The organism is Pseudoalteromonas sp. 2CM39R, assembly GCF_023161845.1.
On the sequence record NZ_JALNTM010000001.1, the window covers coordinates 399,664 to 415,111 of the forward strand.

Consider the following 15,448-nt stretch of genomic DNA (forward strand, 5'->3'; position numbering starts at 1 on the left):
GGGTATCGCTCCGCTCGACCCAACCTACTCAGAAAATGAAAAGGTCGAATGCTGAGAAGAACACTCGACCTAAATAACCCCACAGATCGGCTGACATCTAATATCTGACCTCTAACGACTAGAAACCAGCGATTTTACATCGCGTCCCAGCGCCTAGGACCTAGAGCCTATAACGCGGGATGAACCCGCTGCTACATGTAGGCGTGAAACTTGTTTCGCGCGTCTGACCGCTTCTATATGTTGGGTATCGCTCCGCTCGACCCAACCTACTCAGAAAATGAAAAGGTCGAATGCTGAGAAGAACACTCGACCTAAATAATCCCACAGATCGGCTGATATCTAATATCTAACCTCTAAAGACAAGAAACCAGCGATTTTACATCGCGTCTTAGAGCCTAGAACCTAAACCCTAGCGCCTATGACGAGGGATAAAACGTAGGCGTGAAACTTGTTTCGCACTATTAATCTTCATTTATTTCAGGAATTACACCTTTTAAACGGGTGATATCTTCATCACTAACGTCTGCAAAATGTTTAAAGTGAATCGGCCAATCTTTGCAATATTCTTCAATCTCTTTAATGATGTTTTTTGCTGCTGAATTTGCTAATCCAAATCGCTTAGCCTGAGATAAAAAATTGCTTTTACTTGCATAACGGCCATCATCACCAAAGCCAAGACCATGTTGTTTTGAGTTGTTGATTGGAGTGATGTCATAGGCTGGACTTAATCGCCAATTTTTTTGTGAAAATGAATATAGAAATGCATGATTGCGAGTGTGATCATCTGTATTACCAATATATGCATTGAACACCATTCGCTTAAACAACTCTTCAGCATCACCTGCATTTTGCATTGTCTGATGCCTAATGAATTCAGCTAATTGACCATATGAATAGTCACTTGAAAGGTCACTCATAGCAACTTTGGGTTTTTGCAGTAAGCTATTCGCACTTAAAAAGTGGTGTGTTGGTAAACCATTGCTTACATCAAATCGCTCAACAAGTAGCACATCACCGGTATGTGTTTTATGAATAAAGTTAGGAGCCGTGCGAATACCAAGCTGTTCCGCCATTTTCATTGCAGCATGCTCGGCTCTGACTAGATTGAATAAGTCATCTTGGCGATTGAATTTTGCTAAGTAGAGTTTGTTGTCAATTTGTATAGAGGTCTTTGGCCTAGCTCCCCCCATGCTTTGGCCAAACTCAAATGCTTTCTTAGCTTCATCTGAAATTGTTTTATTCGCCAGCAAGTCATCTTTAGCTTGATCTAGCAAGGCTAAATCAGACAAGGTGTTTTTGTTAGTTTTATGTTTTGAGGCACTTCGCGAAAGGCTAAAAACAAGAGCTCCTACACCATACCCAGAGCCAGCTAATAAAAACTCTAACTCGTTTTTAGGTTTTGTATTATGAAGCGAAAGAATTAACTTACGTCCCCACGAGTCAGCTCCGGCATCACTCAATACGCCAAATACACCTCTGTTTGCGCTGTAACTGAAAACCCCCGATTTTAGTGGCAGATGTATTGGATCTAGAGCAAAGGCATCGTTTCGGGCTAAATAGCTCTTACCATAGTTGAACTCACCTCGACCTGATTGATTATCTAATTTAAAGTAACCACAGATAACGGGTTTTTCTTCTAAACCATCTATAAATACATAGCACTCAGAAGTCATCATTGATTTCCTGTGGTGAATTTCGTTTGCGTTGGCGAGCATTGTATCCACCTACGTCGGCCGCTAATTCATTTATTTCATCAAGAAGCGATCCCTGTAAGTTAAGTACAACCAGCGCTTCAAAAAGAATGTCACTTTTCACAACATCACCTTGCTCCAACTTTTGTACAGTCGAACGTGATACCCCAATCATTTTCGCAAATGTACTTTGCGTATAATGAAGAGTTCGGTGCTGGCGAATCAAATCTCCCAGCTTTTGTGCCATTTTTGTAGCCTGTTCAGAACGCATATTGATTGCATTTATAATCATTAGGTATTTAATGATTAGTTTAGCGGTATTTAATGTTTTTGCAATAGAGGAGGTAAAGTTAGCGAGAGTAAAGGTACGAGTAACGAGATGCGAGATATGAGGTACCAGCGATTTTACATCGCGTCCTAGTGCCTAGAACCCAGATCCTAGCATAGAGTAGGCGTGAAACTTGTTTCGCGCGTCTGATCGCTGAAGGCTTCTGACAGTTATTATTTACGTTCGATTCGGCACTAAAGTACCTCCTACAATAACTCCTGCAGGAGAGAAGAACACTTGACCTACATAACCCCGCAGCATGCCTGACATCTAATATCTGACGTCTAACGACTAGAAACCAGCGATTTTACATCGTTTCCCAGCGCCTAGGACCTAAATCCTAGCGCCTATGACGCGGGATAAACCCGCTGCTACATGTAGGCGTGAAACTTGTTTCGCGCGTCTGATCGTTGAAGGCTTCTATATGTTGGGTGTCGCTCCGCTCGACCCAACCTACCTGGAAAATGAATAGGTCGAATGCTGAGAAGAACACTCGACCTAAATAACCCCACAGATCGGCTGACATCTAATATCTGACCTCTAAAGACTAGAAACCAGCGATTTTACATCGCGTCCTAGCGCCTAGCACCTAAACCCTAGCGCCTATGACGCGGGATGAACCCGCTGCTACATGGGGTTAGGCTAAGCCGTTTCGTTTAGCAACGAATTAAAGCTGTCATTGTCGTGTAGGCTGGCAAACGCGCTTTCGTGTAATAGCTCATTACGTAGGTTAGGAGAATACTCAAGGGCCATACGAATATCAGCCATTGCATCGGCGTGTTTGTGCAGTAATGCATATGCACAAGCACGTTGCCAGTATGCGTAGCCGTAGTCGCTATCAATTTCTAATGCTTGATTACAAAGCTCGATAGCTTCACCTGTTTCGTTAATTTCTAACAGTGCATCTGCTTTGTAGGCAATGGCTTCTACGTCTTCTGGTTTACGTTTTAAGATCTCGTCAAAAATCTCAATCTTATTCGCGACATCGCTTTCTAAATTGGCACGCATCCATAAAGAATGAACTTCATTAGTGATTGAGATCTTTTGCTGGTTTAACAAGATCTCTTCAGATCGCTCACGTAGCTTTTCTTCAAGTACTTTTAGGCGCTCTTCGTATTCTTGTGTAATCGCACTAACACGTGAGTTTACTATGTCTTCTACTTTGTTTTTCACATCACGCAGTGAATTCCAACCGACTAAAACCAAAATTGAGGCAGTAATCGTGATAATGAAAAACACATTATTAATAGTATCTGTTGTATAAGTTAATGCACGGTCGGCAGTATCTAGTTGCGTATGAGCAACTTGTTTTGTCACATCTTCGCGCAGTTTTTGTTGGTCTTGGCGCACAGCTTTTAATTCATCAAGAATATAACGCTCTAACAATGGCTTATACATCGGTTCCTGAAGCTTATCGAGAGCTTGTTGTTGCTCTGCTTCGGTTAAAGCAGGGCGGTTTTCAGGCTCATTTTGAGCTGCTGCAAATGTACTAAAGCTCATTAAAAAAGTGATTAAAATTAAGGTATAACGCATGACATATTAATTTTTAGTGATTTCTGAGGTAACTGTAACATGCGTGAGCATTGTGGACTAGGCAAAAAAAAGCCAGCTCGGGGGAGAGCTGGCCAAACTGCTTAAACAACATAAAGTCGTAAGGGGTATCAACAGGAGTTAGGTACAATATACCCATTTTAATCTGAACAACTACTTAATACTTAATGAGTTTTTAAATACTTATATTCGTTCTGTCAGAATTAAAATGTTCGTCTAGACTTAAGAAGTCGTAAAACTAAAAGGTGAGAGTATGCGCCAACAACTAGTCCAACTGCTGTATGGAGTATCGATTTCTTCTGATCTTGATAGTGGCAATGTTGAATTAGCTGAACGCTTAATTCTGAATGCTGTACTTGATGGCCTTGAAATTGGCCGAGCAGGGATCTGGCTGTTAAATGACGAAAACACGGCGATTGAATGCCGGTTATTACTCGATAGAGAAAACGGCAAAGAAATCCAAATGTTAGTGCTCCCTCGTGATGCATACCCTGCCTATTTTAAAGCACTCGACACCCAACGTACGATTACTGCCGAAGATGCTCATACCGACCCTGCTACGTATGAATTTAGCGAAAGTTACTTAACACCTCTTAACATAGGTGCAATGCTCGATGCGCCAATTCGTTATAAAGGAAAAATGATTGGTATATTTTGCTGTGAGCACATAGGTGGAACAAGGCGATGGACAGAAGATGAATGCTCATTCATCGGTGCTTTGGCAGATCTTTATGGCAGAGCGCTCTCGGCACAAGAAAACGAACGTATCAATGCTGAACTTGAGCGTGCCAATCAGCATCTAGAACAACGTGTTGCAGAGCGAACTCGTACGCTTGAAAAAACCTTATCTGAACTGACCGCAATGCAAGAAAAACTCATTGAAGCCGAAAAAATGGCTTCACTAGGTAACCTTGTTGCAGGTATTGCCCATGAGGTAAATACGCCGATTGGCATTGCAGTCACAGCAAATAGCTCAGCAAAAGATAAGCTAAACACGCTTAATAAACACATAGATTCAAATACCTTAACAAAAGCGGCCTTACTTGAAGGCATGAATCATTTAAACGAGTGTATCAAAATATCGTTTACCAACCTTGAGCGGGCAGCAAAACTGATTAGTGACTTTAAACAAACGGCGGTAGATCAATCATCCCTTAATTTACTTGAAACCAACATTAAAGATTACTTTGAAAATATCTTACATAGCTTAATGCCACTTACACGTAGTCATAATGTTGAAGTAAACATCAACTGTGTTGATGACTTTTCGCTTATAACCGTTCCGGGTGCGCTTAGCCAAATATTCTTAAACCTTGTAAATAACAGCTGTGTACACGGATTTGTTGGCCGTGAGCAAAACCGCATAGATATCGCTGTAAGCATCGATAACGACACCAATAGCTACATCATAACCTACAAAGACAACGGTCATGGCATGACCGAAGATGTGATGTACAAGGTGTTTGAGCCATTTTTCACTACCAAGCGAGGCAATGGTGGCAGTGGTTTAGGTATGTCGATAGTTTATAACCTTGCAACGCAAGCGCTGCAAGGCGAAGTGAGTATTGCCAGCAAACCGGATAACGGCGTTACTGTCACCTTCAAATTGCCGCAAAAGCTCACATAACTAATTAATATTTATACAAGTTGTTGGCTAAACAATCTGGTGACTGGGTAATAAAATTAAAAATTAATCAGTTTGCTTAGCAAGACAAGAAATATCAGTGCATTCGTTGTCTTTGCAAAACTGTTTAATACGTTTTTTTGAATATAAATAATTAATGCTCAATGGCGTGATTAACAGCGCTAGCCAAAACAATACCGAACTTCTAAACGTCAACCCCACAAGCGATGCGACGACCAGCCCTGTTAACATCAAGATAGGTAAATTGGCGATAAAAAAGTTAATGCTTAGTTGTCTAGCAACGTCAGGATTAATGGTTTTCATAAGGGCTACTCGCGGTTTAAAAATACCCTTATAAAATGGACGGTTTTATAAAATGAATCAAATCAGATTTTTCTATCGGTGCAATCGATTTAAAACTATGATCTGGATCTAGCTTTATTCATGTACAACTCCTATAGTTTTTAGCAACAGGAACTTATTCACTAGTAGTTATTCATAACTATTAGAAAATCTCTCTTTATGACGAAAGGGATAAAAGCGAATTTTAGCGTTTCGTCATATTTTAGCTTATGAGGAGCACATAATGAGTAATGGAAAAACGGGCCAATGCCCGGTAATGCATGGTAGTAACACTGTCACCGCTCAATCAAATACCGACTGGTGGCCAAACGCGCTCAATTTCGACATTCTTCATCAACACGACAGCAAAACGAATCCTTACGGCAAAGACTTTAATTACGCAGAAGCATTCAAATCCCTTGATCTTGAAGCCGTTAAAACCGATTTAAAAAACCTAATGACCGAAAGCCAAGAATGGTGGCCAGCTGACTGGGGCCATTACGGTGGTTTAATGATCCGTATGGCATGGCACTCCGCGGGTTCATACCGTTTAGAAGATGGCCGCGGTGGCGGTGGTACAGGTAACCAACGTTTTGCGCCATTAAATTCGTGGCCAGATAACGCTAACCTAGATAAAGCACGTCGCTTACTTTGGCCAATCAAAAAGAAATACGGTAACAAGCTTTCTTGGGCAGATTTAATGATCTTAGCCGGTAATATGGCATATGAATCAATGGGCTTAAAAACCTTTGGCTTTGCCGGTGGCCGCGAAGATATTTGGCACCCAGAAAAAGACGTTTACTGGGGCGCTGAAAAAGAATGGTTAGCGCCAAGTGATGAGCGTTATTCAAATGTAGCTAAACCAGACACTATGGAAAACCCATTGGCAGCGGTACAAATGGGCTTAATTTATGTAAACCCAGAAGGGGTGAATGGTAACCCAGACCCGCTTAAAACGGCAGAACAAGTTCGCGAAACATTTGCCCGTATGGCAATGGATGACGAAGAAACTGCAGCGCTTACAGTCGGTGGCCACACTGTGGGTAAAACTCATGGTAATGGTAGTGAAGAAAACGTAGGCCCTGAGCCAGAAGCAGCTGATGTATTTGAGCAAGGCCTTGGCTGGAACAACCACAACTCACGCGGTATTGGTCGCGATACCATGACGTCGGGCATCGAAGGCGCATGGACAACTCACCCAACTAAGTGGGATAACGGCTATTGCTACTTACTGCTTAACTACGAGTGGGAACTTAAGAAGAGCCCAGCAGGTGCGTGGCAGTGGGAACCAATCGATATTAAAGAAGAAGACAAACCCGTTGATGTAGAAGATCCATCAATTCGTTTAAATCCTATTATGACCGACGCCGATATGGCGATGAAGATGGACCCAACTTATCGTAAGATTATCGAGCGTTTTAACGATGATTTTGAATACTTTAGCGATGTGTTTGCACGTGCATGGTTCAAACTGACGCACCGTGACCTAGGTCCTAAATCACGTTATTTAGGTGCCGATGTACCAAGCGAAGATCTGATCTGGCAAGATCCGATCCCAGCGGTTGATTACACCTTATCAGACAGCGAAATTAGCGAGCTTAAAACCAAGCTTCTTAATTGTGGTGTAAGCCAAGCAGATTTAATCACAACAGCATGGGATAGCGCGCGTACTTACCGTGGTTCAGACCACCGTGGTGGTGCAAATGGCGCACGTATTCGCCTTGCACCACAAAAAGATTGGCAAGGCAATGAACCTAAGCGTTTAGCTAAAGTATTAAGTGCACTCGAATCAGTACAAGCGGGTTTAAGTAAACCAGTAAGCCTCGCTGATTTAATTGTACTTGGTGGCTCAGCAGCGGTTGAGCAAGCAGCAAAAGCGGCGGGTGTTGATATAACCGTGCCATTTGCGCCTGGCCGTGGCGATGCCACAGACGAGATGACAGACGCAGACTCGTTCGACGTTCTTGAGCCAATTCACGATGGTTTCCGTAACTGGTTGAAGAAAGACTATGCGGTTTCAGCAGAAGAGCTAATGTTAGAGCGTACGCAATTAATGGGCTTAACAGCACCAGAAATGACCGCTCTTGTTGGTGGTATGCGTGTTCTTGGTACTAATCATAACGGTACTTTACACGGTGTATTTACAGATAATGTAGGCACACTTAGTACTGACTTTTTCGTTAACCTAACCGATATGGCTAATACGTGGAAGCCACTAGGTAAAGGCTATTACGACATTATTGATCGCAGCACAGGTGTAACTAAATGGACAGCAACACGCGTTGATTTAGTGTTTGGTTCAAACTCAATCCTACGCTCATACGCAGAGTTTTACGCACAAGATGACAACAATGAACGTTTTGTAAAAGACTTTGTCGACGCATGGGTGAAAGTAATGAACGCCGACCGCTTCGATATTTAATTTAAAATTCCGTTAAGTACAAAGGCCACACAGTTTAACTGTGTGGCCTTTTTTTTAGTTACAAGGGGAAAGGGGGAAAGTAACGAGTAACGAGATGCGAGATTCGAGGTAGCAGCGATTTTACATCGCGTCCTAGCGCCTAGAACCTAGAGCCCAGCGCCTAATGTCTTCACCATAGGCGTGAAACTTGTTTCGCGCGTCTGAGCGCTGCAAGCTGACCGCTCTTTTCGACGTCCGATTCGGCACTAAAGTACCTCCTACAATACCTCTTACATTACTCCATAAGAGGCACTTTTGTTGAGAAAAACACTCGGCCTAACCAACCCCGCAGATCGACTGACATCTAACATCTGACCTCTAACGACTAGAAACCAGCGATTTTACATCTCGTCCTAGAACCCAGAACCTAGAACCAAGCGCCTAATGTCTTCACCGTAGGCGTGAAACTTGTTTCGCGCGATTGACCGCTGCAAGCTGATGCTCTTTTCGACGTTCGATTCGGCACTAAAGTACCTCCTACAATGCCTCTCAAATTATTCCATAAGAGGCACTTTTGTTGAGAAAAACACTCGACCTAACCGACCCCACAGCTCTGCTGACATCTAACATCTGACCTCTAACGACTAGAAACCAGCGATTTTACATCGCGTCCTAGCGCCTAGAACCTAGCGCCTAATGTCTTCACCGTAGGCGTGAAACTTGTTTCGCGCGTCTTACCGCTGTAAGCTCCTTTATTTCTCAACCCCAAACCAATAACTATTTTGAAAAATACTCTCTTTTAACTCTCTTTCACTGTAGGCATACGTGCTTTGCCAAAACAGGCGATCAAAAAGGTACTTATCACCCTCTTTAGCAAGAATTTTAAAATTGAATAATGATGAATAGGCAACTTCTTGATTTGCAGTTACTTCATCTTTACAGCTAGAGTAATCAACTGCATTTGGGCACTGAGACATCATTGCAAAGCTAATGCTGTTATCAGCTTCTAATTGCCAATAACTACTTGGTGTAAAGTTAGCTCTGTTTTCGAGGCCATATTGGTCAGCGTAATAAAAGCTGCCTTTACCATCATCATTTATATACCAGTATATCTTCTGGTTGCCGCTGGTATAGCCTTGACGTAAGTAACTAAATAGCTGCTTATAGTCATCAAGTGTGATGGTTGAGTCATCAATCACTTCCATAAATTCATACCCTAAGCGAGCTTGGCGTTCCTCTTTATTTCGTTCGCGCGCCATGATCACTTTGCCATCAGGCTGAGTGAAAAATTGTAAGCTCGTATCTAGGCCATTGCCTGTTACTTTGACGGTTTCGCCATTATTGTCTAAGTCGTAATGCCACTTAAACGAGTCACTATTTTCAGGCGTATTAAATGTCACCGTCGCAGTATCGGCGGCAGTGATGGTGAAATATGTTGGTAAATAGCGAAACGTTAATCCTTCACCTGTATCTGAATTTTTGTTATTCAAACGGCCTGTATATGATTTGCCTACTGTAAGCTCAGGAACCGCAATAGGGGTAAGTTTGCGCAGTGTGCTAATCGTTGTTTTTACTTGCAATGCTTCAGCAAGTTCAGCTGACTCATTAATATAATTTTGAGCACTTTCATCTTGATAAGTTAGAGCATGACGTAGTTTTAGCACTATAAAGTCATCAAATTGGGCAATGACTTCTGCATCAATAAGATCAAGGTCAAATGCGACATCTACCTCATGACCAAGGTTACTAAATTGCTTTGTGTTTTGAGTTACAACTAATGTATCACTCTCAATTTTTAATGTTTTGCCATCTAACGTCGCCGAAAATTCAGCATGAGGGAATGACGTAGTATTTCCTGAAGCCGTCGGAATAAAGCTTGCTAAAGGTACTTCAAAGTAACTTTCTTCACCTGCTGCACTTAAAAAATTAACAGAGTGGAATGAGCTTTGCTCTACATCAGCGTAGTACGCAGAACTAAGCTCTGTATTTGATTTATAAAGGGTAACGACTTCGCCTTTATCGGTTGAAACATTAAAAAGCTCAACACGAATAGCATCATCGCGCTTAGCCAACACTTCCATTTCAAGAAGGGCTTGTTGATTACATTCTTGCAAGCAATCAATCGCTTGGGTATTTAATGCAATCACATCAGGGTTCGACCAATCAAAACGGCTTAGCTCACCATTTTGAGCAATTACCCCAGCATCTTCAGTAGCAAATACCAGCTCTACGCTACCATCGCTTGATTGCCAGTTACCCATCACTTCGCTATTGCTAAGCTCAATAGGTTGCCATGCAGCCCGGTTTTCGGCGACATTAACGGTTAGGGTATATTGATTACTCGCTTTACCATCAGAGACTTCTACAGTAAAAGCGTGGTTAGCTACTTCGAATAAGCTCGGCTCTGCACTAAAAGTTACTTGATTACTGCTGGTGGTTACAGTCAGCCACTCTGGTTTATCAATAATCGTTGTTGTCACACTGTCGTTTTGCTCATCTTTTAAATCAACAACTAAATTAGTTGATTCAAGCGCTTTGGCTGAGAGAGTGAGTGAGCCAGAAAGCGTCGGTGCAGTATTTTGCTCAACTTTTACATCTGGCGTTTTATCTGTTGATGAACCGCCACCACAGGCTGTTAGAGCCAGAGTCAGTGCCGATATGCTGAAAAGCTTTTTCATTTAGGTCCCTTAAATTTATTGTTCTATTGAAGTCAAAAAAATTTAAGTTACCCAAAATGGGTAATTCAGTAAAGTGAATATGTAACTGAACGTAAACAAAAAAGGCGAGCTATCTTGCTCACCTTTTCTTGGAAGTGCTTATTGCGCTTGTTGCGCAACATGGTCCATATATTCGTCAAATGTGCCCTGAAAATCGATAAGCCTTTGATCTTTTATATCGATGATCCGAGTCGCTAAAGACGATACAAACTCACGGTCGTGGCTTACAAAAATCAGCGTGCCTTGGTAATCTTTTAATGCATTATTGAGTGCTTCAATGGCTTCCATATCCATGTGGTTAGTTGGCTCGTCCATAATTAGCACGTTGATGTCTTGCATCATGAGCTTACCAAACAATAGGCGGTTTTTTTCACCACCCGAGCAGTTACGGACTTTTTTGTTAGCGTCGTCTGCGGTAAATAATAAACGGCCTAACATAGCACGCACCATTAAATCGTTGTGCTTAGCGGTGCGCCACTGCGACATCCAATCAAATAAAGTTAAGTCGTTATCAAAGTCTTTACTGCTGTCTTGCGGGCAATAACCAATGCTGGCATTTTCAGACCACTTAACCACACCTTCGTTACTTTGTAATTCATTCACTAGGCAACGTAATAGGGTAGTTTTACCAACACCGTTTTCACCAATAACCGCAAGCTTAGCACCGGCTTCAAGTAATAGCTCACCGCCGCTGAACAGGGTTTCACCATCAAAACCATGACCTAACTTAGTAAGCTCTAATGCTTGGCGATACATCTTTTTGCCTTCGTCAAAACGGAGTGACGGGCTAATACGGCTTGATGCTTTTACTTCATCAAGCTTAATTTTATCCATGCGCTTAGCACGAGAGCTCGCAAGTTTCGCTTTTGAAGCGTTAGCACCAAAGCGGTTTACGAAATCTTGTAGCTCGTCAATTTCGGCGCTCTTCTTTGCGTTTTCCGCAAGTAGCTGTTCGCGTTGCAAGCTTGAAGCTTCGATCCACTTTTCGTAGTTACCCGGGTAAATTCTTAGCTCACCGTAATCGATATCGGCCATGTGCGTACACACCGAGTTTAGGAAGTGACGGTCGTGCGAGATGATAATCATCGTACACTTACGCTGGTTAAGCTCGTTAGCTAGCCAAGTAATAGTGTGAATATCAAGGTTATTGGTTGGCTCATCAAGTAGCAAAATATCAGGGTTTGCAAATAGTGCTTGTGCTAACAGCACACGAAGTTTCCAGCCCGGCGCAACGTTTGCCATTAAGCCATAATGAAACTCTTGCTCAATACCCGCTTGGATCAAAATTTCTTCTGCGCGGCTTTCTGCTGTGTAGCCATCCATTTCGGCAAAAACGCTTTCAAGTTCAGCGACTTTCATCCCGTCTTCTTCACTCATTTCTGGCAGAGAATAGATACGGTCGCGCTCTTGCTTAACTTTCCAAAGTTCTGCATCACCCATGATCACCGCATCAACCACAGTGTATTGCTCAAACGCAAACTGATCTTGGCTTAGCGTACCTAGCTTTAAACCCGGTGCAATCGACACATTGCCAGACGTTGGCACAAGCGCACCACTTAGAATTTTCATAAAGGTCGATTTGCCGCAGCCATTCGCACCAATTAAACCATAGCGGTTACCGTTACCAAACTTAGCTGAAATGTTCTCAAACAGAGGCTCTGCACCAAATTGCATGGTGATATTTGCGGTTGAAATCAACGAATTGTTCCTAGAAAAATACTGACAGGGTTATGGGCGCAGCAACTGCGAAAATAAACAAGCAATAGGGTAAATAATAGGCCGCGGATTATACAGATCAGCCCCTAATAACGCTATTAAAAAAAGAGAAAGTTTCAAGGGGAAAGTTAGCGAGTTTCAAGTTACGAGTAACGAGATGCGAGAAATTAAGTAGCAGCGATTTTACATCGCGTTCTAGAGCCTAGCATCCAGATCCTAGCGCCTAATGCTTCCCCGTAGGACTGGCTTTAGCCGGGAAGTGTCTTAAGTTACGAGGGGAAAGAGTAAAGGGGAAAGGTGCGAGTAACGAGATGCGAGTTTCGAGATACGAGGTAGCAGCGATTTTACATCGCGCCCTAGCGCCTAGAACCCAGATCCTAGCATAGAGTAGGCGTGAAACTTGTTTCGCGCGTCTTAGGCTTAAGGCTGAAAGCTGACAGCTCTTATTTAAATTCGATTCGGCACTAAAGTACCTCCTACAATAACTCCTGCAGGGTTCTCATTGCAGAGAAGAACACTTGACCCACATAACCCCGCAGTACGCCTGACATCTAATATCTGACGTCTAACGACTAGAAACCAGCGATTTAACATCGCGTCCTAGGGCCTAAACCCTAGCGCCGAAAACCTAGAACCTAGCACCCAGAACCAAATGTCTTCACCGTAGGCGTGCAACTTGTTTCGCGCGACCAAAATTAAAATGATAACGCTTTGTCTAATGCACCTTTAAAGCGCTCAAAATCCTCGATGTGAGGAAGGTGGCCAATATCGTCTAATTCAATTAATTGCGATTTTGGGATCATATTTGCCGCGGCTTTGCCTAATTTATCGTAACGGCCAAGCTCATGGTCAACATTTGCTTTTTTCCAATTGCGGCCAGGGCCAGTTCTGTCGCGGGTGCCTATAATTAAAGACACAGGCATGTTTAACTGATCAAACTGTGTTATGACTGGTTGCGTAAAAATCATATCGTAGGTTTTAGCATTAACCCACGCCATATGCTTATGATCAGGGCCTTGAATTTGACCACTAATAAAATGGGTTAATTGCTCGTAAGAGCTATTCCATTTACCGTCGTAATAGTTTCTCTTCTGGTAAGCAATAACCTTTTCAGGTGTTTTAGCCAATTCATTTTTAAAGAAAAAATCAGTGTCTTTGTATTGCACATAATTTAAATAGTTCTCTAAACCAATTGGGTTTAGCAAAATGAGTTTACTAACTTGGCTAGAAAACATCAGGCTGTAACGGCTTGCTAGCATGCCGCCCATTGAGTGGCCAAGTACAATGGGGTTTTCAATATTTAAAGATGACACAAGCTGATGAGTGTTATTGGCTAATACAGCAAACGAAAATTGATAATCGGCAGGCTTTGATGATTTACCAAAACCAATTTGATCCGGGATCAGCACACCATAGCCTTTACTATTAAGGTACTTGGCAGTATTAGTCCAATAATGACCGTTAAAGTTTTTGCCATGCATGAGCACAACGGTTGGCATATTATTACTTGGTTTAAGGTAAGAGTAAGCCATTTTCAATGGCGTATTTTGTGACGAAAAATTAAAAAACTGTACAGGTAAGTCGTATTGATAATTGCTTAACTCAGCATCAAAACTAAGAGACTGCTCTTTAGCGACTAGGCTTGCAGAAGACCATAAAACAAGTGCTGAGACTAACAGTATGCGTAAAAACATCATTATCCTTTCTCAATATGCATAAAGAATATTCAGCCTAGCATCCTAAATAAAAATTTATAATACAAATACGATTAAATACTGGAAGAAGTTAGCAAGGTACGACAATGAAACTCGTAGGACTGGCTTTAGCCGGGAAGTGTTTTAAGTTAGCGAGTTTCAAGGGGAAAGAGTAAAGTTACGAGATGCGAGATGCGAGATGCGAGATAAGAGATACGAGATAAGAGATACGAGATAAGAGATACGAGATAAGAGATAAGAGATAAGAGATACGAGATAAGAGATACGAGATACGAGGTAGCAGCGATTTAACATCGCGTCCAAGCGCCTAGCGCCCAAAACCTAGCACCTAATGTCTTCATGCGTCTGAGGGCTTACGGCTGAAAGCTCTTGTTTATGTTCGATTCGGTACTAAAGTACCTCCTACAATAACTCCTGAAGGGTTTTCATTGCAGAGAAGAACACTTAACCTACATAACCCCGTAGCGCGCCTGATATCTAATATCTGACCTCTAACCTCTAACCTCTAACCTCTAACCTCTAACCACTTAATCCAACTTACTAAAATCTACTTCTGGCAGGCTCTCAAACCCTGGGCGGGCGAAGAAATACCCTTGCATTAAACTTACGCCGGCTTGGCGCAACCATTGATACTCTTCAACTGTTTCAATGCCTTCGGCGAGGGCGGTAATGTTGAGCTCTTCAAACATAGCAATACAATGATTAACAATAACTTGTCGCGCTTTATTTAAGTGAATATCGCGTATTAGCTCCATATCGAGCTTAATAATATTGCTCTGAAAATCAGCCAATAAATTTAAACCTGAGTACCCAGAACCAAAGTCGTCGGTTGCGGTAATAAACCCGAGTGATTGGTAATACTCAACAACACGTTTGATGTGCGTACTGTCTTCAACCTTTTCAACCTCGGTAAACTCAAACATAATTTGTTCTACCGGAAAACCATATTGTTCAGCAGCTTCAAGGGTTGTTCTAATACAGCGCTCAGGCTTGTATATCGCGTTAGGTAAAAAGTTAATACTCAAAATAGCATCAAGCTTCAGTTTAGCTGCAAGCGAAATAGCTTTAATACGACAAAGCTGGTCAAAGGTATAGCGGTTCTCATCGTTAACTTGTGAGATAACAGAGTAAGCCGACTCATTATTAGGCCCTCTAACTAAAGCCTCATAGCCAAAAATGTGTTTATCGGTGCAATCAATAATTGGCTGAAAAGCCATTGTAAAATCAAAACCGAGTTCTAATTTGTCTTTACATTTATTGCAACCTGTTGGCTGGCAATGAGTTTGCTTGTCCTGCATGCTTACCTCAGACTAAAGTCTTCTTAATACTTAATAGTGCTAGTAAATTGCCAATTGTGCAATGT

General features: G+C 42.2%; 10 protein-coding genes. 2 read left to right on the plus strand and 8 right to left on the minus strand.

Annotated elements, in window-relative coordinates:
* Positions 1–461: 461 nt before the first annotated feature.
* The 3 genes from MTF66_RS01820 to MTF66_RS01830 all read right to left on the minus strand — a co-directional run bounded on the left by MTF66_RS01820 (position 462) and on the right by MTF66_RS01830 (position 3,552).
* The gene (locus MTF66_RS01820) at positions 462–1,673 is read right to left on the minus strand and encodes a HipA domain-containing protein (protein ID WP_308199889.1); all 1,212 of its coding nucleotides are present in this window, start codon (positions 1,671–1,673) and stop codon (positions 462–464) included.
* Complete coding sequence (locus tag MTF66_RS01825) at positions 1,663–1,962, minus strand: helix-turn-helix transcriptional regulator (RefSeq protein ID WP_054563199.1); 300 nt, start codon at positions 1,960–1,962, stop codon at positions 1,663–1,665. Before MTF66_RS01825 ends, MTF66_RS01820 begins: the two co-directional genes overlap by 11 nt.
* A gap of 699 nt (positions 1,963–2,661) precedes the next feature.
* Positions 2,662–3,552 carry a tetratricopeptide repeat protein gene (locus MTF66_RS01830; RefSeq protein ID WP_058584434.1) on the minus strand — a complete coding sequence of 297 codons (891 nt, stop codon included), beginning with the start codon at positions 3,550–3,552 and terminating at the stop codon, positions 2,662–2,664.
* A 271-nt stretch (positions 3,553–3,823) separates the two neighbouring features.
* On the opposite strand from MTF66_RS01830, the gene MTF66_RS01835 reads away from it, so the two are divergent.
* Complete coding sequence (locus MTF66_RS01835) at positions 3,824–5,197, plus strand: GAF domain-containing sensor histidine kinase (RefSeq protein WP_248526142.1); 1,374 nt, start codon at positions 3,824–3,826, stop codon at positions 5,195–5,197.
* A 63-nt stretch (positions 5,198–5,260) separates the two neighbouring features.
* Here MTF66_RS01835 and MTF66_RS01840 read toward each other — a convergent pair whose 3' ends face one another.
* Positions 5,261–5,518: a hypothetical protein gene (locus tag MTF66_RS01840; protein WP_217877423.1), complete on the minus strand. Its 258-nt coding sequence runs from the start codon at positions 5,516–5,518 to the stop codon at positions 5,261–5,263.
* Positions 5,519–5,780: 262 nt separating this feature from the next.
* Between MTF66_RS01840 and katG the strand changes: the two genes are divergently transcribed.
* Positions 5,781–7,958 (plus strand): catalase/peroxidase HPI, encoded by a 2,178-nt coding sequence (gene katG / locus MTF66_RS01845; RefSeq protein WP_248526143.1) that lies wholly within the window; start codon positions 5,781–5,783, stop codon positions 7,956–7,958.
* A gap of 731 nt (positions 7,959–8,689) precedes the next feature.
* Here the strand turns inward: katG and MTF66_RS01850 are convergent.
* The 4 genes from MTF66_RS01850 to MTF66_RS01865 form a co-directional block, all read right to left on the minus strand.
* Positions 8,690–10,615: a hypothetical protein gene (locus MTF66_RS01850; protein WP_248526144.1), complete on the minus strand. Its 1,926-nt coding sequence runs from the start codon at positions 10,613–10,615 to the stop codon at positions 8,690–8,692.
* A 138-nt stretch (positions 10,616–10,753) separates the two neighbouring features.
* Positions 10,754–12,352 carry an ABC-F family ATPase gene (locus tag MTF66_RS01855; protein ID WP_282454003.1) on the minus strand — a complete coding sequence of 533 codons (1,599 nt, stop codon included), beginning with the start codon at positions 12,350–12,352 and terminating at the stop codon, positions 10,754–10,756.
* Positions 12,353–13,065: 713 nt separating this feature from the next.
* Positions 13,066–14,067, minus strand: coding sequence for an alpha/beta fold hydrolase (locus tag MTF66_RS01860; protein ID WP_248526145.1), 1,002 nt, complete (start codon positions 14,065–14,067; stop codon positions 13,066–13,068).
* Between the two features lie 545 nt (positions 14,068–14,612).
* Complete coding sequence (locus MTF66_RS01865; protein WP_248526146.1) at positions 14,613–15,383, minus strand: EAL domain-containing protein; 771 nt, start codon at positions 15,381–15,383, stop codon at positions 14,613–14,615.
* Positions 15,384–15,448 lie beyond the last annotated feature (65 nt).

Coding starts and splice junctions, on each gene's coding strand:
- MTF66_RS01820 (WP_308199889.1), bottom strand. CDS start 1,673: ATGACTTCTGAGTGCTATGTATTTATAGATGGTTTAGAAGAAAAACCC.
- MTF66_RS01825 (WP_054563199.1), bottom strand. CDS start 1,962: ATGCGTTCTGAACAGGCTACAAAAATGGCACAAAAGCTGGGAGATTTG.
- MTF66_RS01830 (WP_058584434.1), bottom strand. CDS start 3,552: ATGCGTTATACCTTAATTTTAATCACTTTTTTAATGAGCTTTAGTACA.
- MTF66_RS01835 (WP_248526142.1), top strand. CDS start 3,824: ATGCGCCAACAACTAGTCCAACTGCTGTATGGAGTATCGATTTCTTCT.
- MTF66_RS01840 (WP_217877423.1), bottom strand. CDS start 5,518: ATGAAAACCATTAATCCTGACGTTGCTAGACAACTAAGCATTAACTTT.
- katG (WP_248526143.1), top strand. CDS start 5,781: ATGAGTAATGGAAAAACGGGCCAATGCCCGGTAATGCATGGTAGTAAC.
- MTF66_RS01850 (WP_248526144.1), bottom strand. CDS start 10,615: ATGAAAAAGCTTTTCAGCATATCGGCACTGACTCTGGCTCTAACAGCC.
- MTF66_RS01860 (WP_248526145.1), bottom strand. CDS start 14,067: ATGATGTTTTTACGCATACTGTTAGTCTCAGCACTTGTTTTATGGTCT.
- MTF66_RS01865 (WP_248526146.1), bottom strand. CDS start 15,383: ATGCAGGACAAGCAAACTCATTGCCAGCCAACAGGTTGCAATAAATGT.